Raw genomic sequence first — 19,664 nt, 5'->3', positions numbered from 1 at the left:
GACCTCCGACCTCCGGTTCGCGGCGCGGGACGGCTCCAGCCCACGGTACGGCCGCCCCTCCGCCTCCGCACGCCGTCACGGCACCGGACCCAGCAGTACGAGGAGGTCGCCCTCGGCGGCCGCGACGGCCCCGGCCCCGCCCCCCGTCCCGGTGACCGGATCGAGCCGGCCGTCGGCCCGCACCACGAACAGCGTCTCGCAGTCCGCCGGTACCGGCCGCGAGGCCGGCTGCACGAGGTACCGGGCGCCCTGCCGGTACCGCTCGGCCAGGACGTGGCGGACCAGCCCGGCGCCGAAGAGGACGTCGCCGCCCGTGTAGGGGGCGATGACGCCGCGGCCCTCGTGCGGGGGCCCGACCCGGTAGACGGGGCCCTCCACGTTGCCCTCCACCATGACCGAGGCCAGGGCGTTGAAGTCGTCGTCGTCCGTGCACAGGAAGACGGTGGTGATCCCCTCCAGCCGGGCGCGCGGGGTGGTGGCCGCGGCCAGGAGTTCTCCCCGGGCGAGTTCGAGGCCGGCGTCCCTGATCCGCTCCCGCTCGTCCTCGTCGCCGGCCCACATGAGGACCTGCAGCCCGGCCGACCGCAGGGCCTTGCCCATGTCGACGACCCAGCGGTCGCCGCCGACCAGCAGGGGTCGCGAGCGGGAGGGGCGGACCACGCCGAGCCTGCGGGCCACGGGGACGGCGGTCAGGGCGTAGAGCAGGACAGTGCCCACGATCACCAGGAAGGTGACCGGGAGGATCTTGGAGGCGCCGGCCAGGCCCTGGTCGGACAGGCCGGCGGAGAAGGCGGAGGCCGTGGAGGCCGCGACGATCCCGCGCGGTGCCATCCAGCCGATGAACCCCCGCTCCCCGGGCCCCAGTCCCGCCCTCCCGGTGGAGACGAGGGCGACGAACGGCCGGACGGCCAGGACCAGGAAGGCGATGAGGACGAGGGAGGGGAGCAGTACGGGCTTCAGGGAGGCCGGGGTCACGGTCGAGGAGATCGACACGAACAGCAACCCGATGATCACCTGGACCAGCGTCTCGAAGAAGGGCCGGCGGGCGGGCATGTCGAAGCCGGGCAGGTTGGCGATCGCCAGACCGGTGACGGTCGCGGCGATCAGCCCGGTGTCGTCGCGGACGACGTCGCACCCCGCCGACACGATGATCACCACGGCCAGCTGCGCGATCGTGCCGAGGGTCTCGCCGAGCCGCAGGACGCGCAGGGTCAGCCACAGCAGCGCGACGCCCGCAGCGCCGCCGACCAGGCCGACGCCCATGCTGATGGCGAACTGGCCGAGCTGGTAGCCGTGGCCCTTGGGGGAAGCGGAGGAGGAGACGGCGTGGAAGACGAGCGCGCCGAGGATGCCGCCGATCGGGTCGATCAGCGTCCCCTCCCAGACGAGGATGCGCCGCAGCTTGTCGGTGGGCCGTACGTATTCCAGCAGCGGCCCCACGACGGTGGGGCCCGAGACCACGAGGATCACGCCCACCATGGCGGCGCTGGCCAGTGACATGCCGAACAGCGCGGGGGCGACGGCCGCGACGGCCAGGAAGGTGACGAGGACACCGGCCACCAGCAGCCTGCCGACGATCCCCCGGGTGCGGCCCGAGAGCTGGCGCAGGTCGAGCCCGAGCCCGGCGTCGTACAGGATCACCGCCACCGACAGGGAGACCAGGGCGGAGAACTCGGGTCCGACCAGGTTGTTCGGGTGGATGACGTCGGTCAGCGACCCCGCGACGAAGCCGGCCGGCAGCAGCAGGAGCAGCGCGGGGACGCGCAGCTTCCCGGCGAGGATCTGGCAGAAGCCGGCCAGCGCCACCGTCAGGGCGATGCCGAGGAGGATCTGGTCCTCGGTCACCGCGGGGTTCTCCTCCGGCCGCCCGGACCCGGCGGGCGGCCGTCAGCTCCCATCGGCGCCCTTCCCCGGTTCGGTGCCGCCGCCCTGCAGGTCGGCGTCGGTGAGAGACTCCAGTTCGCCGTGCGTGTCCAGCCAGTACAGCAGGACGACGGCCGGGGCGACGATCACCAGGGCGACCAGCGTGACGAACGCCAGCCACGTCAGGGTGGAGGGGGCGCCCGCGGCCTCGGCGACGGTCAGCGAGGTGGGGATGAGGTAGGGCCGCTGGGCCATGCCCCAGGCCAGGACGGCCGCCGCGACGACTCCCACTGCCGCGACGCGCACCCGGGTTCCCGGCGGCCGCAGCAGCAGCCATGCCGTGGCGAAGGTGGCCGCCGCCGCCAGCAGGACGAAGACCAGCCCCATGCCGTGGGTGAGGCCGTGCCACACGTGGGGGGCGTCCGTGCGCGTGACGAACAGCGCGACCACGGCCAGTACGGCGACCGCGGCGAGCGCGCCCAGCGCCCGGCCCCGGAAGTGGTCGACCAGATCGGGCGCGTCGAAGCGGCGGGCGTCACCGGAGAGGAACACGGCACCGAGGAAGGCCGTGGTCGCGATGGCCAGCAGCCCGAACACGAGGGAGGTGGGGTTGGACCAGGCCCTGGCCGAGGCCTCCGTGCCGAGCGCGACCCGGCCGGAGGCGATGCCGCCGACGGCCGCGCCGAGGAAGAAGGGCGTCACCAGCGAGGACACGGCGAACAGGGTCCCGAACAGGCGCCGTCCGGCGAGCCGCCGGGAGGCCTTGCGGAAGGCGAAGCCCGCGCCGCGCAGGACCATGCCGACGGCGGCCAGGGCGAGCGGCACCCACATCGCGGAGAACACCGTCTGGAAGAAGACCGGGAACCCCGTCCACATGATGACGAAGATGAAGATCAGCCAGACGTTGTTGACCTCCCACACCGGTGCCATGGCGTGGTCGATGAGCCACCGGGGGCGCTTGCCCCGCTCGGCCCCGCCCGCGGTCAGGTCCCAGAAGCCGGCCCCGTAGTCGGTTCCGCCGGCGCAGGTGTAGGCGGTCACGGCGAGCAGCAGCACGAAGGCGATGATGTCGGCGGTCACGGGCGGCCGTCCCCGGACGAGGGCGTCGACGACGACGACGAGGACGAGGAGGACGGCACGGCCGAGCGCGGTCCGTACGGCGTGTCCGACTCCGGTGCCTCGACCGGAGTTCCCGCCCCCTGCTGCGCGTCGGCGATCCGCCATCGGGTGCGCATCTTGAGCAGGACCGCCAGGAACGCGCCGAAGACGAACACGTACACCACGATCACCAGCCCGAACATGATCCACAACGTGGTCGAGCGGGTCGCGGTGACCGCCTCCGCGACCCGCATGTTCTGGTAGACGATCCACGGCTGGCGCCCCACCTCGGTGGTGACCCAGCCGCACTCCACGGCCACCACCGAGGCCACGCCCGCGCAGGCGGCACTGCGCCAGAACCACTTGGACGCCGGCAGCCGGCGGTGGCGCAGCCAGACCACCGCGTACCAGAGGGCCAGCAGGATCAGCACCGAACCGATGACGACCATGAGGTCGAAGGCCCAGTGGGCGATGGTCGCCTGGGTGGCGTTCGGCCGGTCGCTCTCCGGGACGGCGGTCAGCCCCATCACCTTGGTGTCCGGGCTGAAGCCGGCCAGGATGGAGTCGAGCTGGGGGATCTTGATGCCGCCCGAGATCGTCCCGTCCGGATGCAGACGGCCGAACAGGTACTCGGGCATGTGCGTGTCGGTCTCCCAGACGATCTCCATGGCGGCGAACTTCACCGGCTGCTTCTGGAACACCTGCCGGGCGATGGAGTCGCCCAGGAAGAACTGGATCGGGGTGGCGATGGCGGCGACGGTGAACGGCACGGTGAAACCGAGCCGGTGGTAGTGGTCCCGGCGGCCGCGCAGCCAGCCCACCGCGTAGACCCCGGCCACCACGTACCCCGCGGTCAGCAGCATCGCCACGACGAAGTGCCAGTACTGCGGTCCGAACATCGGGGTGAAGATGGCCTTCCAGATGTTCACGTCGACCGGGTTGCCGGCGGAGTCGAGGGTGAAGCCGCGGGGGGTGTTCATCCACGAGTTGGCCGCCAGGATGCCGAAGGCCCCCATCAACGCGGCGGCCGGCAGCGGGAGCCCGAGCAGGAAGTGCGTACGGGGCTTCAGCCGGCGCCAGCCGTACAGGTAGACGGCGATGAGCACCGCCTCCAGGAAGAACGCCCACGCCTCGACACCGAAGCCGATGCCGAACACGTCGCCCCACTTGCCCATCAGCCCCGGCCAGAGCAGCCCGAACTCGAAGGACAGGACCGTGCCGGTGACGACTCCGACGGCGAACTGCACCGCCATCACCGCCGACCAGCGCCGTGCCAGCAGCAGGGCCGTGGGGTCGTTGTGGCGGATGCCCCGGTAGTGCATCAGCAGGGTGATGAACGGCAGGGCCACCCCCATCGGCACCAGGATGATGTGCGAGGCCAGGGTGAAGGCCATGAGCTGTCGGGCCGGAAGCAGCTGGGCCGGCGCGTCCGCCGCCAGCAGCTGGAACGTGGTGTGCATGCGTGCCTTCGCTGCTAGGGGCGAGGGAGGGGATCAGCCGCCGGTGGCGAACCCGGGGAAGAGGGTCATCCCGCCGTCGACGTAGAGGGTGGTCCCCACCACGTAGTCCATGAGGTCGGAGGCGAGCGCGACGACCGCGTGGGCGATGTCGTCCGGATCGCCGATCCGGTCGTACGGGATCAGCTTCAGCAGGTCCTCGCGGGCCTGCTCGGTCTCCCAGGCACCGCGGTTGATCGGCGTCTTGATGGCCCCCGGGGCGACCGCGTTCACCCGGATCTTCTGCGGCGCCAGCTCCTGGGCCAGGGTCTCCATCATCATCTGCACGCCGCCCTTGGAGGAGGCGTAGTTGACGTGCCCCGCCCACGGGATGATCTGGTGCACCGAGCTCATGCAGATGATCTTCCCGGCCGCGCGGGACACCTCGGGCACGACGCCGCGCCGCACGAACTCCTTCGTCGCCTCCCGGGCGCACAGGAACTGCCCCGTCAGGTTGACGTCCAGCACCTTCTGCCACTGGGCGAGGGTCATCTCGGTGAACGCGGCGTCCCGTTGCAGGCCCGCGTTGGCGACCATGATGTCGATCGTCCCGAACTCCTGCACCATCCGGTCCACCATGGCGACGACCTGGTCCTCCTGGGACACGTCCGCCTCGTACGCCGCCGCACGCACCCCGAACGAGGTGATCTCGCGGACGACCGCCTCGGCGGACTCACGGTCCGCCACGTAGTTGACGACCACGTCGGCGCCGGCCCGGCCGAGCCCGATCGCGGTCGCCTTCCCGATCCCGGAGTTGGCGCCGGTGACCAGTGCCTTCTGGCCCTTCAGCAGGTGAGCCGGAATCACACCCTGCGGTGCGCCCACGGTGGAATCCACGTTGTGCTGCCTCCTCGATGAGCGGGCCCGGCACGCCCCGGCCGCAGCGGGCCGGACCGACCGCCCACGTAATCACCGGCCGTGGCGGGGGGCCCGCCGGGCGGGTCCCGGTTGCGCCGTTCGGCCGAGGATCTTCCTCCGGTCGGCGCAGGTCCGGGCCGGCCCCGGGAGGGGTCAGTTCAGCCGGGCCAAGAGGTGGTCGCCGACCCGCAGGGCGTTGGCGATGGCGGTCAGGGACGGGTTGACCGCGCCGATGCTCGGGAAGAAGCTCGTGTCGACCACGTAGAGGTTGTCGAGGTCGTGGGCCTTGCAGTTGACGTCCAGGGCAGAGGAGGCCGGGTCCGTGCCGAAGCGGACGGTTCCCGCCTGGTGCGCGGTCGCCCCGATCGGCATGCCCTTGTGCAGGTAGATGCTGTGCGGCAGCAGGTGGTGCTCGTGCATGCCCAGGTGTCCGAGCATGCCCTGGAGCTTGTGCCGGAGCCGGCCGAGGCCCTCGATGTTGTTCTTCTCGTCGAGCGCGAGGTGGATGGCGCCGTCGCCGTCCAGGGTGACCCGGTTGCCCGGCATCGGGAGGTCCTCGCCGCACAGCCAGAAGTCGACGGCGTGGTGCGCCAGAACCTCGAAGGGCATGTCCGGCATGACCGCTCCGGCCCAGCGCGGTGCCTCCCCGTGGATCTGCTCGGCGTCCGACTTGCCCAGCATCTGGATGCCGCCCAGCGGGAAGTCGAAGTCGTCCGCGCCCAGGTACCAGTCGTGCAGCGCGAGGGTCTTCTGGAACTGCGTGGGGTTGGGCTCCTTCGACACCGCCATCAGGGCCAGGTTGTTGTGCCGCATGTAGTGCCGGCCGACCACGTCGGAGTTGTTGGCCAGCCCCCGGGGATGGGCGTCGCTCGCCGAGGCCAGCAGCAGGGCGGCCGAGTTGACCGCACCGCAGGAGACGACCACGACGTCCCCCGAGAAACGGGTCTCGGAGCCGTCGGGCAGCCTGACGACGACGGCCGTGACGGTGCGCCCGGCGGCGTCCGTCTCCAGCCGGACCACGTGGGCGTCGGTCATCAGCTCCACGCCCGGGTGTTCGAGGGCGGGCTCCACGCAGACCACCTGGGCGTCGGACTTGCCGCGCACCAGGCAGGGGAAGCCGTCCACCCGGTTGCAGCGGATGCACACGCTGGAGGGAACGGCCCTGCCGTCGGCGTCCTGGACGAGGTCGACCCCGATGGGCAGGTGGAAGGGGTGTAGCCCCTTCTTCTCCAGGTCGTCGCTCAACTGCTGGATGCGCGGCTCGTGTTCGACGGGCGGATGGGCGTACTGGGCGCTCGCCGGCCCCTCGCCGGGGTCCTCCCCGTGCCGCCCGTGCACCCGGTAGAGGTGCTCGGCCTGCGTGTAGTACGGCTCCAGGTCCTCGTACCGCAGCGGCCAGGCGGGGGAGATGCCGCCGTGGTGGCGGATCTCGCCGAAGTCCTCGGGCCGCAGCCGGAAGAGGGCGGCTCCGTAGAACTTGGTGTTCCCGCCGACGTAGTAGTTGACCTCGGGCGGGAACTCGTTGCCGTGCTTGTCGAACCAGAACTCCGGCGCCCGGTACTTGCCCTTGACGAACACGGCGGTGGACTCCCAGTTGTCCCGCTCCCGCGGAAGCCAGCCGCCGCGTTCGAGGAGGAGTACGCGCTTGCCGGAGGGCGCCAGCCGGTGGGCGAGGGTACCGCCCCCGGCGCCGGTGCCGATGATGATGACGTCGTAGTGGGGAGAGTCGCCCACGTCGACCACCGTCCTTGGGCTCGTGGCCCCGCCCGGCGGGCCGGGACCTGTCACTCCGCGGAGCGGAGGCCAAGCATTCCCACCCATTCGAAGCTAGCCGCCCTTCCCCCGGACGGCGACCCGGCCGGGCGGGGGAAGGGCGCGGACCGCCGTCACAGCACGGCGATCGGGTTCACGGGAGATCCGGTGGCGCCCGGCAGGCGCAGCGGCGCGACCACGCACAGGAAGCTCCAGCGGCCGGCCCGCGCGCAGACGGCCGCCAGCTCCTCGAACTGCAGGTAGTCCATGAGGTGCACGCCCATCGCGTGCACCGCCAGGACGTGCACGGGGAAGGCCACGTCCGCCACCGCGCTGGGGGCGGTGTCGTTGTTGCCGTCGCCGCCCAGCACCGAGACCTCCCGTTCGGCCAGGAACGACAGCGCCCGCGGGTGCAGGCCCGCCCTGGACCGGGCCGCCTCCCACGCCCCGAGCTCCCCGCGGCGCCGCCGGTGCCCCACCCGGACCAGCAGCAGGTCCCCGGGGCCGACGCGGACCCCCTGGGCGGCCTCGGCGGCCGTCAGGTCGTCCGCCGTCACGTGGTCCCCCGGCTCCAGCCAGGGCACGCCCCGCAGCCGCGGCACGTCCAGCAGCACACCCCGTCCGACGATGCCCTCCCCGACCAGGTCCACGGAGAGCGAGCGGACCTCCGGGGCCGTCGCGTCCCCGGCCGGGACCCCGTCGTAGAGCGCGCCGTCGTACAGCACGTGGTTCAGCGCGTCGAGGTGGCTGTCCGCGTCCCCGTGCACGTTCATGGCGAAGCGGTCGAGGGCGAAGTGCAGCCCGTCGGCCCCGGCCTCCCCGGGAGCGGGCCCGGTCATCCGGTGCTTCGCCGGCTCCGGGTTGTCCGGGCCCGGCCGCGTCTCGATCGGCGCGGCCAGCGAGACCGTGCGGCCGAGCCGGACCTCGGCCGCTGCCGCCGCGACACGGGCGGGCGTCAGGTGCCGCAGCGCCCCGCGCCGGCCGCCCTCCTGCGGGCCGGACCGGGCCGTCCGGCGCAGCCGCTCGTACAGCGTCCGGAAGTCCTCCGCGCTCATGGGCCGGGGGACGGGGGGTTCGGGGTGTCCGGTCATCGGATCGCCGCCTCAGCCGGAGGTTCCCCAGGGGCGCAGCCCCCAGCGCAGCGCGTGGCCGGCCCCCGGTTCCAGGACGGTGAGGCCGCTGCCCGTGCGGAAGGCGTCCGCCGGACAGGACATGGCCTCCACGGCGACACCGCGCCGGCGCCGCCCGGGCTCGGCCAGCGTGTCGCCGGTGTAGACCTGCACGTACCGGGTGCCCTCGCCGAGCCACAGGTCGGTGCCCCGGTGCCCCGACGGGTGCGCCAGCCGGACCACGGCCCGCCCGTCCGCGTCCCGTTCGAGTCCAGTGAAGGCGGTGTCCAGCGCCTGCGCGCCGATGGGCCGGGCGGAGCGGAAGTCGAACTCGGTGCCCTCGACCGGCACCTCGCCCGTCGGCAGTCCCTCGTCGTCGGTGGTCAGCCGGTGCCGGGCGGGCACGGTCAGCAGCGCCGTGTCCACCACAGGGGTGCCCACCGTCAGGTACGGGTGCTGCCCCACGCCGTACGGGGCCCTCGTGCCGCCCGCGTTGACGGCGCCGACCAGGACGGCCAGGCCGGCGTCGTCGAGCCGGTACTCGGCGAACACCTCCAGCAGGAAGGGGTAGCCGGGCTGCGGGTGGAGGGTGGTGCCCACCCGCACCGCGTCGCCGGAGTGGGCGAGCAGCCGCCACGGGGTCCAGCGCAGCAGCCCGTGGATCGCGTTGTGCCGCTCCGGCTCGCTGAGCGGGAGCTGCAGGTCGGCGCCGTCGAAGCGGTAGCGGCCGCCGCCCACCCGGTTGGGCCAGGGCACGAGGATCTGCCCGCGCCCCGAGGTGACGGGCTCGTCGGCGGCGAAGCCGTCCAGCAGGGGCACGCCGTCCGCCTCGTAGTGGCGCAGGGCGCCGCCGAGTTCGGCCACGACGGCGCTCTGCCCGCCGTGCCGCAGCTCCCACTGCTCACCCGTCGGGCCTGCGGACCGGGGCGTCTGCGCGGACATGGGGGCCTCCTCGGACGGTGGGGAAGGGGCGGTCAGGTCCAGCAGGGACAGTGCGGCCGCCACCACGGCCCGCGGCGGCTGGTCGACCTCCACGACCACGGGGTGCTCGTCGGGTCCCGGTTCCTGGAGGTCGGCGAACTGGCTGTCCAGCAGGGCCGCCGGGAAGAAGTGCCCGTGCCGGGCCCCCAGCCGGGCCCGCACGAGTTCCGGCGTTCCGTGCAGGTACAGCAGGCGGGCCCCGGGCCGCCCGCGCAGCAGCCGGTCCCGGTAGGAGCGCTTGAGCGCCGAGCAGGTGACGACCGCCGGGCGGTGCGCGCCGGCCTCCTGGTCCATCCAGGCGCCGATGGCCGCGAGCCACGGGGCCCGGTCGGCGTCGTCGAGGGGGTGCCCGGCCGCCATCTTGGCCCGGTTGGCCGGGGAGTGGAACTCGTCCGCGTCCCGGTGGGGCCAGCCGAGCCGGTCCGCGAGCAGCCGGGCCACCGTGGTCTTGCCCGAGCCGGACACGCCGACGACGAGGACCAGCGGGGTCGGCGGCGCGGTGTCCACCGGCACCGGGGCTCAGTCCCCCGTCAGACCGGGAGCCGTGCACAGCGCCCAGACGATCAGGCCGTCGATCGCCAGGAGCACCAGGGCCCAGAACGGCGTGTACGGGAGCCACATGAAGCTCGCGACCATGCTGAGGCCCGCCAGTGCCAGGCCGACGACCCGGGCCCACAGGGCGCCCCGGATCACGGCGAGTCCGGCGCAGAGGATCACGACGCCCAGGACGAGGTGGATCCAGCCCCAGCTCGTGAGGTCGAACGCGTAGGCGTAGTGCGGGGTGGGGATGAAGACGTCGTCCCTGGCGATCGCGGAGATGCCCGAGAAGATCATCATGAGTCCGCCGAACACCATCAGGAAGCCGGCGAAGTACAGCCAGCCGTTGCGGGCGCTGAAGCCGCTCCTGTGCGCGGCCGACGGGGCGCCCTCGGGTCGGGCTCCGCCCACGTGACTCGTCATGACAGGCTCCTTCCTCACTTCGCGCCGGCCGCGGGGGCCGCGACCGCCGTGCCCACCGGGGGCACTTCGGGCCCGGGCGGCAGCAGTTCGGTGACCACGAAGGCGACCACGGACGCGAGGATGATCACGGGGATCATCGCGCCGCTGCCGAGCAGCAGGACGACGAGCACCACGCTGCTGACCGGAAGCCGCAGCGCACAGGTGGCTGCGGCCGCCATGCCGGCCGCGAGACCGGGAATGACGCCCAGTCCCGGCAGCGGCGCGAACAGCACGCCCGCGGCCGCGCCCAGGAACAGGGCCGGGAAGATCGGCCCGCCGCGCAGGCTGCCCAGACAGAGCGCGTACGCCGCGCCCTTGCACAGCAGGACCGCGATCAGCGCCCCGATGCCCCAGGCCTGCGGATCGGAGGCCAGGCTGTTCATCACGGCCTGGCCGGACGAGGCCACGTCGACGGGTGAGTTGCCGGTGACGAGCGCGTACAGCGCGCCGAAGGCGCCGGCCGCCACGGCGCAGACGGTCGTGTGGGCCACCGGCCGCCGGGCCACGTACACGGAGGCGTAGCGGCCGCCGGCGAGCACGAAGTGCATGAAGACGCCCAGGACCACCGCCAGGAGCAGCGACCACAGCACGTCGGGCGCGTCGAGGCGGGGGAAGGGCCCGGTCAGGTCCAGTTTCAGGCTGCCCGACGCCAGGCCCGTCCAGCGGCCGAAGCCGGTGAACACGAGCTCGCCGACCCCGCTGGACAGCAGGGCCGGCAGCATGATCGCGAAGAGTTGCGGTCCGCCCACCCCGGCCACTTCCATCAGCAGTACGGCGCCGATCAGCGGATTGCCGAAGATCGCGGAGATGGCGGCGGCCGCTCCGGCCGCGCCCAGGATCACCGTGCTCTGCGGGGTCGCGGGCGCCTGGGCCAAGTCCCGGAACAGCAGCGCGAGCCCCCCGCCGAGGGCGATCAGCGGGGCCTCCGGGCCGAGGGTCGCGCCCAGCGGCAGGCTGAGCACCGCCGCCAGGACGACGCCCGGCAGCGCGGCGGAGGTGGCTCCTCCGGCGTGCAGTCCGGAGGCGGGGATGTGCCCGCCGGAGCCGGGCAGACGGGTCACCACCAGCCCGACCAGGACACCCGCCACCAGCAGCATCGGCAGCGGCCACCACCAGGGCGGGCCGCTCCAGCCGAGCGCTTCCGGCAGGTCGGACCACACCAGGTGCTCCAGCTCGTGGAGCCCGACCAGGAACCAGAACGCCGCGAGGGAGACGGGGATGCCGATGAGCGCGCACAGGACGAGGAGCTTCAGGTAGCCGGGCGTGCGCAGCATGTCCCGCAGCCGGTCGCCCTCCGGGGGCGGTTCGGCCGGGGCCGGTGCCGGGGTGCGCGGTGCCGTCATGGGGTCATCCCTTCCCGTCCCCCGTGACCGGTCGGCCTCTCAGCCCGCGAGGAGCCGTGCCTTCTGCTGGGCGAACTCCTCCTCGGTGAGCAGCCCCTGGGCCTTCAGCTCGCCCAGCTTCTGCAGCTGGTCGAGTTTGCTGCTCATGTCGTCGCCGGGGGGCGGGGGCGGCGGTGCGGCCTGCACGGGCTGCGGAGGGGGCGGGGGCGCCGCGGCCTGCTGCTGCTCGTATTCCTGCTGGGACCAGCGGCCCGCCTGCCGCCGCGACACGCGGTTGGACACCGCTGTGGCCGTTCCGGCCACGACGGCGGTACGGGCGATACCACGAAGAAGTCCGGGCATGGGGCGTCATCTCCCAGGGTGCCGAGGGGCGGACGGGCGCGGCGCGCGTCCGGTCCGCGGGCGGGGTGGTGGGGTGGGTGGGGTGCCGCGGGTCGGGATCGGGGCGCTGCCCGCGGCCCGCCGCCCGCGGCCGGGCTCACGCCTCCATGGCGTCGAGCGAGGCCAGCAGTGCCTGGACGGGAATCCGGCCGCCGGCCACCAGCTGCGCGCCACCGCGGCGCAGGGCGCGGGCGAACGGCGCCGCCCAGACGTTCTCGTAGACCAGGATCCCGGCGGAGCTGCCCGCCTCCAGGGCCGCACCGGCCTCGTCGATGTCGTCCTGGCCGAGCAGGCCCGAGGCCACGCCCTCGAAGACGGACAGGTCCATCTCGCCGCCGCCGGCGTCCTTCAGTTCCAGAGCGACGACCGAACCATCGGCATCCTTGCGGACGAAGACCAGGTCGAGGATGCGGATGATGCCGCGATCCACGAGACCGACGAGCAGGGGGAAGCCCTCACCGGTCATCTTGTTGCCCGGGAACTCGACGATCAGGTAGTCGACCGGCCCCATCGTTTCGATGTCGTCGCTCATCACCGCTCCTCACGTGCCGTCCGGTGGGGGGTGACCGGGCCGTGGGCCGCCGCCCGGCTTCGGCGGCGCGTTCCCCGGCACCCGGTGCGGGGGCGGCACTCCAGCTCATTGGAGCACCCCCACGACGCCTTCGCACCTTCGCACCCGCGCCCCGACGGCCCTGCCCGCGGCGCTTCGTGAACGGGGTATGGCAGTCGTGTGTCGGGCCGCGGCGTTCCCTTCACCCGGGGCGGGGGATGCGCCTACGGTCGTACCCGAAGCGCCACCACGACCGTGTGCCCGAGTGGCCCAGGGGCCGGACTGCAAATCCGGTGACGCGGGTTCGAATCCCGCCACGGTCTCCACGACGCAGGTCCGCCCGGGCGGCCCGCCGACCGAGTCCCCCCGCGGTGCGGCTCAGGGCCGCGGGCACACGAGGGCGAACACCGCGCCCTCCGGGTCCGCCACCGTGGCCTGCCGTCCGCGCAGGCCCTCCCGGGGCGGGTCCACGACGCGCCCGCCGAGCTCCTCGACCCGCCGCGCGGCCGCGTCGGTGTCCTCCACCTCGAAGTACGCCAGCCAGTGCGGACCCCGGTCGTGCGGCAGCGAACGGCCCACGCCGTGCACGGCGGCTACGGGCCGGCCCGCCAGGTTCAGGGTGAGGTGGTCGAAGTCGTCCGGGGCGGTGTCGTCGGTCTGCGCCTCGTGGCCGAACACGTGCTCGTAGAACTTGCCGACCGCCGAGGTGTCCTGGGTGATCAGCTCGTGCCAGACGGGGGTGCCCGGACCGCCGCGCGGCCGGGCGCCCGGCCGCCGGGCCTGCGTCTGCCACAGCCCGAAGACCGCGCCCAGCGGGTCCGAGCAGATCGCCACCCGTCCCGCGATGCCGGCGTCCAGCGGTCCCACCGCGACCGTGCCGCCGCACGCCCGGACCGACTCGGCGGTCGCGTCCGCGTCGTCGGTGGCCAGGTACGTCGTCCACGCCATCGGCAGGTGCCCGTCCGGCGGCATCTCGCCGATCCCGGCCACCTCCTGTCCGTCCAGCACGGCGCGGACGTACGGACCGAGCTGTTCGGGCCCGGGTACGTACTCCCAGCCGAACAGGTCGGCGTAGAAGTCCTCGGTGCTCCCGAGGCCGTGCACCATGAGACTCACCCAGCACGGGGTGCCGGGGGTGCGCCGGGTCGCTTCCGCTGCCTCGGTCATGTCAGCCGTCTCCTCCGTCGTGCCGTCACCGGTGCTGATGGTTCCACTCCGGCGGACGCGGCGCGCCCCGGCCGCGCCGCATTCCGGTGGTCCGGACCGGAGTTGACCGGAACCGGGTGCCCCGCTGATGACGGCCCTGTTACACGGGTGCCGGGCGGGGAGGAAGATGGCCGCCATGACTGCGAAAACTGCGATCCTTTCCGCCGCCGAACTGAGGAACGAGCTGGCGGGCACCAGGCCGCCGGTCCTGCTGGACGTCCGCTGGCAGCTCGGCGGCCCCGACCAGCGGCCGGCGTACGAGGCCGGGCACCTGCCGGGTGCCGCCTACGTCGACCTCGACCGCGAACTGGCAGGTCCGGCCGGGTCGGGCGGGCGCCACCCGCTGCCGGACCCGGAAGCCTTCGGCGCGGCGATGCGCAGGGCCGGGGTCCCGGCGGACGCGCCCGTGGTCGTGTACGACGGCGGTCAGGGCTGGGCGGCGGCCCGCGCGTGGTGGCTGCTGCGCTGGACGGGTCACCCGAACGTGCGAGTCCTGGACGGCGGTCTGGCCGCCTGGACGGCTGCGGGGGGCGAACTCACGGCCGAACGAGTGATTCCGGTTGAGGGCGATTTCAAGCCAACCCCCGGTGCGCTCGGGCTGCTCGACGCCGACGCGGCGGCGCTGCGGGCGCGCGAAGGCGTCCTCCTGGACGCCCGGGCGGGGGAGAGGTACCGCGGTGAGGTGGAGCCGATCGACCCGGTGGGCGGTCACATCCCCGGCGCGCTGTCGGCCCCGACCACCGAGAACGTGGGCCCCGACGGCCGGTTCCTGCCGGCGGAGGCACTGCGGGCCCGGTTCGAGGCGCTCGGCGCGTCGGAGGGCGCCCCGGTGGGCGTGTACTGCGGCTCCGGGGTCTCCGGAGCCCATGAGGTGCTCGCCCTGGAGGTGGCCGGTATCGAGTCCGACCTCTACGCGGGCAGTTGGTCGCACTGGTGCGCCGACCCCGCCCGCCCGGTGGCCACGGGTCCGGACCCCCAGTAGGCGCAGCGGCGGGACCGGCGCGCTCGCCGGTCCCGCCCTGACGCACGGCCCGCCGCTTCGGCCGTCGGCGGGAACTACTCCTGCTTCTTGCGCCGGGTGCCGAAGACGATCTCGTCCCAGCTCGGCACCGCCGCACGGCGCCCGGGGCGGACCCCGTCGGCCTCGGCCTGCCGGTCGGTGGTGCCCGTCAGCCGGTCGCGGTGGCCCGCCACCGTGCGGGGCATCAGGACATCGGCGTACGCGGCGCCCGCGCCCGCCGACGCGGCGGGGGCCGGCGGCTCCTCCGCTTCCGGTTCCGTGTCCGTCGGCTCGGTGCGCTCGGGGACGACCATGTCGCCGCGGAAGCTCGGTACCGCCTCCAGCAGGCTGGTCAGCGTGTCCCGTTCCTCCTCCGGCTCCGGTACGGGCGCGGGCCGGGGCTCGACCCGCTCCAGCTGCCGGTCCAGGGCGCGGTCCAGCGGCCGGTCGCGCGGCAGGCGCGCGATCCTCGGCACGAAGGGGAAGCTCGGCTCCGGCGCCGCCGGCAGGTCCTCGGACTCGCCGATGAGGGAGCGGGCCTCGTCGTCCACGGCCACGACCAGCCGGCGCGGCGGGTCGTAGGTCCAGCTCGCCGAGTGCGGCTCGCTCGCGACCCGGTAGACCAGGAGGACCTCCCAGGTGCCGTCGTCGCGGCGCCACGAGTCCCACTGGACGGAGTCCTTGTCGGCCCCGCGCAGGGTCAGGCGTTCCTGCACGGCCTCGCCGAGCTGCGGACCGGTGTTCTCGCCGGGCCGGCGCACCGGCGTCTTGCGGGCGCGTTCGGCCATGAAGGCGCGCTCGGCGAGCACGGGGCCCTCGAAGCGGCGTACGCGGTCGACGGGGATGCCGGCGAGTTGGGCGACCTCCTCCGCGGAGGCACCGGCTCGTATGCGGGCCTGGATGTCGCGGGGGCGGAGGTGGCTCTCGACCTCGATCTCGATCTGGTTCAGGCGCGCACGGTCGTTGCGTACGGCAGCCCGAAGCCGCTCATCGATCGGAAGCGTGTACTCCGTACTGTCCGCAGCCTTGAGCACCAGTCGTGTGCCGTCATTGGAGACGGCCACGACACGCAGTTCGGGCATGGGGACCTCCCGGGTGGTGCCTGCCGACGTCACGTGCGTCGCTGCTTCCGCTAGTCGAGTGTGGCCTGCCCGGGTGCAGCCTGCCACAACCTTGCCGAGTTAAACCGGCGTGTCGGGCATGCGCCCTTGATCGCCGTTATGGCACGGTTACCTGTTGGGCACGCACAGTGACCGAGTGGTTACTGTGCGCAGCAGGAACCGTGCAATGCCGCGGCATCGCCGGTCTTCGAGTGCCGCTTTCCGTCAGCCGGCCCCCTCTCCCGGATCCGGACATCCGAAAGGAAGGACAGACCCAGGGCTCGCCACAGTACTCCATTCGGGCCACCTGGGTGGACCGCCGCGCCGCCGAAGTTTCCCCGGACGGCGGGAGTTGGCCTGCCCGCTGTCGGGTCCCACCTGCGCCCGGCACCCGAACCCGGGTGTCCTGCTTCACAGAATCGCCCGAAACGGAACTATCCCCTTCGCTCAGCTGTCAGTAACTGCTGAAAGAGGAGAAGCACGAGAGGCCGGGCACACAGGGGATGGCGATGGGTCAGAAGACGACGCGTGACGTCGGGACCGAACCGGAGGGGAAGAAGCTGGACCTGAGCGTGGCCCAGGTCGCCGGATCCTCCCTCGCCACCGTCGCGGCCGCCCTGCTCGCCTCGAAGATGGGCGTCTACGGCACCATCCTCGGCGCCGGCGTGGTCAGCGTCGTCGCCACCGCCGGCGGACCCGTCATCCAGCACCTCTTCCGGCGCACCGGCGACCAGCTGCGCGAGGGCGCCCGGCCGAAGGCCCGTCAGGTGCCGCCGTCCGCAGGGGAGGCCGCGGCTCCCGGCCCGGCCGGTGAGTTCGGCGAGCCCACCGTGCACGGCACGCGGGTGCGCGGATGGAAGCGCACCGCGGTGGCCTCCGGAGCGGCCTTCGCCATCGCCATCGGCGGGCTCGGCACCTACGAGGCCATGGCGGGCACCTCCGTCAGCAGCGGCGGCGGCACGCTCTTCTCCGGCGGGACCCGCACGGCGGGCGGGGACCGGCCCGCCCCGCCCGAACACGGCCCGGCCGGCGGGGAGAAGGAGCGGCGGGGCGGCACCGACGCCCCGGGCGCAGGGGCCTCCCCGAGCCCCTCCGGTGCCGGGGGCGGTGGCGGGACCCCGGGCGCGGACCCGGACCCGTCGCGTTCCGGGGAGCCGGCGCCCGGCCCCTCGCAGCCGACGCACGGTCCGACGCCCACGCCCACGCCGCCCCCCGAACCGCCGAAGCCGACGCCGGACCCGACCCCGACACCGGGTGGCGCCGGCGGCGCCACACCGTCGCCGGCGCCGCCGGGCGCACCCTGAACCGCCTCAGGCCCCCAGGACGCGCCGCAGGTAGTCGTTGCCGAAGACCCGGTCCGGGTCCAGGCGGTCCCGCAGCGCGGTGAACTCGCCGAAGCGCGGGTAGATGCGGGAGAAGTACTCCGCGTCCCGGGTGTGCACCTTGCCCCAGTGCGGGCGGCCGCCGTGCGCGGTGAAGATGCGCTCGGCCGCGGTGAAGTAGGCCTGGTAGGGGGTGCCCTTGTACATGTGCACCGCGATGTAGGCGGTGTCGCGCCCGGAGGCCGTGGACAGCGCGATGTCGTCCGCCGGGGCCGTCCGCACCTCCACCGGGAAGCTGATCCGCAGCCCGGAGCGGTCGACCATCGCCCGCAGCTCCCGCAGCGCCTCGACCACGGACTCGCGCGGGAGGGCGTACTCCATCTCCACGAACCGCACCCGGCGCGGGCTGGTGAACACCTTGTACGGGATGTCCGTGTAGGTGCGCGCCGACAGGGCGCGACTGGCCACGCGGGCTATGGAGGGGATGGTGGCCGGGACGGCCCGGCCCAGCGTGTTGACGGCCTGGAACAGGCCGTTGGACAGGAGCTCGTCCTCGACCCAGGCGCTCACCGGTCCGGGCGGGGCGGCGGGACCCTGGCTGCGGTTGTTGCGCTTGGTGTTGCAGTTGCCCGTGTGCGGGAACCAGTAGAACTCGAAGTGCTCGTTCTCCGCGAAGTGCTCCTCGAACTCGGCCGTCACCCGGTCGAAGCCCATGGGCTCCTCACGGGCGGTCAGGAAGAAGAGCGGCTCCACGGCGAAGGTGATCGCCGTGACGACGCCGAGCGCCCCGATGCCCACCCGGGCCGCCGCGAAGACCTCCGGATTCTCCTTCTCGGAACAGGTCAGCAGCTCGCCGTCGGCGGTGACCAGCTCCAGGGCGCGGATCTGGGCGGCGATGGAGGCCGAGTCGCGGCCGGTGCCGTGGGTGCCGGTGCTGGTGGCGCCGGAGACCGTCTGCTCCATGATGTCGCCCATGTTGGTGAGCGAGAGGCCCTCGGCGGCGAGGGCACGGTTCAGGTCCTTCAGGGCCGTACCCGCCGCCACCGTGACGGTGCCCGCCGCGCGGTCGACCGACCGGATCCCCGTGAGGGCCTGCGGCCGGACGAGGACGCCGTCGGTCGCGGCGGCCGCGGTGAAGGAGTGGCCGGTGCCGACCGCCTTCACCCGCAGCCCGTCCTCGGCGGCCCGGCGGACCGCCTCCTGGAGCTCCCCGACCGATGCCGGGGTCACCACGCGGGTGGGCGTGGCGGTGACGTTGCCCGCCCAGTTACGCCACGCGGTCGCCGTGCTGCCGTTCCGTGCTGTCGCCGTCCCCATCGGTTGCTGGCTCCTCCCCTTGCGCCGGCCTCGTCAGCCGGCGGTATCCCGCGAACGCAACCGCCGCCGCGGCCGCTCCCGCCGAGACGGAGACGACGTACCCGGTCTGCGCACCGGCTGCGTCGACGACCCAGCCGGTCACGGAGGACCCGAGCGCGATACCGACCGCGAGGCCGGTGCTGATCCAGGTCATGCCCTCGGTCAGCTTCGCGTGTGGTACGTGCGCCTCGATCAGGGCCATCGTGGTGATCATCGTGGGAGCGATGGCGAGGCCCGAGACGAAGAGCGCCACGGCCAGAAACGGAAGGTTCCCGGCCAGTAGGAGGGGGATCATACTCACGGCCATCGCACTGATGCCCACGACCCAGCGAGGTTCGGCCTTGCCCTTGAAGTGCATCAGGCCGAAGACGATGCCCGCGAGGCAGGAGCCGAAGGCCCACACCGCGAGGAAGACGCCGCCGAGGGACTTGCTGCCGTGCTCCTCGGCGAAGGCCAGGGTGGCCACGTCCACGGAGCCGAAGATCGCGCCGGTCGCGACGAAGGTCGCGACGAGTACCTGCAGGCCGGGGGAGCGCAGCGCCGACGAGAGGTCCGAGTGCTCGTGGCGCGGATGCGGCTTCGGCTCGGTCGCGGTCAGGGCCGTCAGCCACCACACGCCCGCCACCAGGAACACGACGGCGACCACCGGGCCGGCCTCGGGGAACCAGCCGGCCGAGAGCGTCGCGGCGAGCGGCGGGCCGACGATGAAGCAGACCTCGTCGACGATGGACTCGAACGAGTAGGCCGTGTGCAGCTGGGGGGTGTCGCGGAACAGGGCCGTCCAGCGGGCCCGGACCATCGAGCCGACACTGGGCACGCACCCGGCGACGACGGCGAAGACGAAGAGCGTCCAGCTCGGCCAGCCCTGGGCGGCCGCGATCAGCAGGCCCGTCACCGAGGCGGCCGCGACCAGGGTGGCGGGGCGCAGCACCCGGCGCTGTCCGTGCTGGTCGACCAGCCGGGAGACCTGGGGGCCGACGGCCGCGGCGGAGAGGGCGATGGTGGCGGTGATCCCGCCGGCGAGGGCGTAGCTGCCGCCCAGCTCGGTGATCATCGTGAGGACACCGATGCCCACCATGGACAGCGGCATCCGGCCTATGAGGCCGGCGGCTGTGAACCCCTTGGTGCCGGGGGTCGCGAATATCGCGCGGTAGGGACTGGGCAAGGTGCCCTCCGTAAGGGACTGGATTGGCTCACACAGATTACGTCTGGCGACGAAGCGCACGCACGGGGAAAGCGCCGGGCAGGAA

General features: G+C 73.4%; 17 protein-coding genes and 1 tRNA gene. 3 read left to right on the top strand and 15 right to left on the bottom strand.

The window, feature by feature from the left end:
- Positions 1-75: 75 nt before the first annotated feature.
- From AB0O53_RS20515 to AB0O53_RS20465, 11 genes are all read right to left on the bottom strand, one after another.
- Entirely contained in the window at positions 76-1,845 is a 1,770-nt protein-coding gene (locus tag AB0O53_RS20515) for a cation:proton antiporter (RefSeq protein WP_365197246.1), read from the bottom strand.
- 42 nt (positions 1,846-1,887) lie between these two features.
- Positions 1,888-2,943 carry a cytochrome d ubiquinol oxidase subunit II gene (locus tag AB0O53_RS20510; protein WP_351000554.1) on the bottom strand — a complete coding sequence of 352 codons (1,056 nt, stop codon included), beginning with the start codon at positions 2,941-2,943 and terminating at the stop codon, positions 1,888-1,890.
- Entirely contained in the window at positions 2,940-4,421 is a 1,482-nt protein-coding gene (locus tag AB0O53_RS20505; protein WP_351000557.1) for a cytochrome ubiquinol oxidase subunit I, read from the bottom strand. The genes AB0O53_RS20510 and AB0O53_RS20505 overlap by 4 nt, the downstream gene beginning before the upstream one ends.
- 33 nt (positions 4,422-4,454) lie before the next feature.
- Complete coding sequence (locus AB0O53_RS20500; RefSeq protein WP_351000724.1) at positions 4,455-5,249, bottom strand: SDR family oxidoreductase; 795 nt, start codon at positions 5,247-5,249, stop codon at positions 4,455-4,457.
- A 219-nt stretch (positions 5,250-5,468) separates the two neighbouring features.
- The gene (locus AB0O53_RS20495; protein ID WP_351000560.1) at positions 5,469-7,049 is read right to left on the bottom strand and encodes a GMC oxidoreductase; all 1,581 of its coding nucleotides are present in this window, start codon (positions 7,047-7,049) and stop codon (positions 5,469-5,471) included.
- Positions 7,050-7,201: 152 nt separating this feature from the next.
- Positions 7,202-8,122 carry a cyclase family protein gene (locus tag AB0O53_RS20490; RefSeq protein ID WP_365197345.1) on the bottom strand — a complete coding sequence of 307 codons (921 nt, stop codon included), beginning with the start codon at positions 8,120-8,122 and terminating at the stop codon, positions 7,202-7,204.
- Positions 8,123-8,170: 48 nt separating this feature from the next.
- A complete protein-coding gene (locus AB0O53_RS20485) occupies positions 8,171-9,670 on the bottom strand; it encodes a gluconokinase, GntK/IdnK-type (RefSeq protein WP_351000562.1) in 1,500 nt (499 codons plus the stop codon).
- A 6-nt stretch (positions 9,671-9,676) separates the two neighbouring features.
- Complete coding sequence (locus AB0O53_RS20480; RefSeq protein ID WP_403141276.1) at positions 9,677-10,117, bottom strand: DUF7144 family membrane protein; 441 nt, start codon at positions 10,115-10,117, stop codon at positions 9,677-9,679.
- Positions 10,118-10,131: 14 nt separating this feature from the next.
- Positions 10,132-11,499 carry a chloride channel protein gene (locus AB0O53_RS20475; RefSeq protein ID WP_365197241.1) on the bottom strand — a complete coding sequence of 456 codons (1,368 nt, stop codon included), beginning with the start codon at positions 11,497-11,499 and terminating at the stop codon, positions 10,132-10,134.
- A 39-nt stretch (positions 11,500-11,538) separates the two neighbouring features.
- A complete protein-coding gene (locus tag AB0O53_RS20470) occupies positions 11,539-11,841 on the bottom strand; it encodes an SHOCT domain-containing protein (RefSeq protein WP_351000568.1) in 303 nt (100 codons plus the stop codon).
- 136 nt (positions 11,842-11,977) lie between these two features.
- Complete coding sequence (locus tag AB0O53_RS20465; protein WP_365197233.1) at positions 11,978-12,412, bottom strand: DUF6325 family protein; 435 nt, start codon at positions 12,410-12,412, stop codon at positions 11,978-11,980.
- Between the two features lie 269 nt (positions 12,413-12,681).
- Between AB0O53_RS20465 and AB0O53_RS20460 the strand changes: the two genes are divergently transcribed.
- A tRNA-Cys gene (locus tag AB0O53_RS20460) sits at positions 12,682-12,756 on the top strand.
- A gap of 52 nt (positions 12,757-12,808) precedes the next feature.
- On the opposite strand, the gene AB0O53_RS20455 is transcribed toward AB0O53_RS20460, so the two are convergent.
- Positions 12,809-13,597, bottom strand: a complete 789-nt coding sequence (locus tag AB0O53_RS20455; RefSeq protein WP_351000574.1) for a VOC family protein — start codon at positions 13,595-13,597, stop codon at positions 12,809-12,811.
- A gap of 175 nt (positions 13,598-13,772) precedes the next feature.
- Here AB0O53_RS20455 and AB0O53_RS20450 point away from each other — a divergent pair, with 175 nt between their 5' ends.
- A complete protein-coding gene (locus tag AB0O53_RS20450) occupies positions 13,773-14,618 on the top strand; it encodes a sulfurtransferase (protein ID WP_365197230.1) in 846 nt (281 codons plus the stop codon).
- Positions 14,619-14,692: 74 nt separating this feature from the next.
- Here the strand turns inward: AB0O53_RS20450 and sepH are convergent, their stop codons facing one another.
- Entirely contained in the window at positions 14,693-15,718 is a 1,026-nt protein-coding gene (gene sepH, locus AB0O53_RS20445) for a septation protein SepH (protein ID WP_351000580.1), read from the bottom strand.
- A 527-nt stretch (positions 15,719-16,245) separates the two neighbouring features.
- Here sepH and AB0O53_RS20440 point away from each other — a divergent pair.
- Entirely contained in the window at positions 16,246-17,040 is a 795-nt protein-coding gene (locus AB0O53_RS20440; RefSeq protein ID WP_351000583.1) for a hypothetical protein, read from the top strand.
- 6 nt (positions 17,041-17,046) lie between these two features.
- Here AB0O53_RS20440 and AB0O53_RS20435 read toward each other — a convergent pair whose 3' ends face one another.
- Together AB0O53_RS20435 and AB0O53_RS20430 are read right to left on the bottom strand one after the other, a co-directional pair.
- Positions 17,047-18,375 (bottom strand): D-arabinono-1,4-lactone oxidase, encoded by a 1,329-nt coding sequence (locus AB0O53_RS20435; RefSeq protein ID WP_351000586.1) that lies wholly within the window; start codon positions 18,373-18,375, stop codon positions 17,047-17,049.
- Positions 18,326-19,579, bottom strand: a complete 1,254-nt coding sequence (locus AB0O53_RS20430) for an MFS transporter (protein WP_351000589.1) — start codon at positions 19,577-19,579, stop codon at positions 18,326-18,328. Before AB0O53_RS20430 ends, AB0O53_RS20435 begins: the two co-directional genes overlap by 50 nt.
- Between the last annotated feature and the right edge of the window lie 85 nt (positions 19,580-19,664).

This window comes from Streptomyces erythrochromogenes (assembly GCF_040684695.1).
Classification (GTDB): Bacteria; Actinomycetota; Actinomycetes; order Streptomycetales; family Streptomycetaceae; genus Streptomyces; species Streptomyces erythrochromogenes_C.
This window is presented reverse-complemented; position numbering and strand designations above follow the sequence as displayed.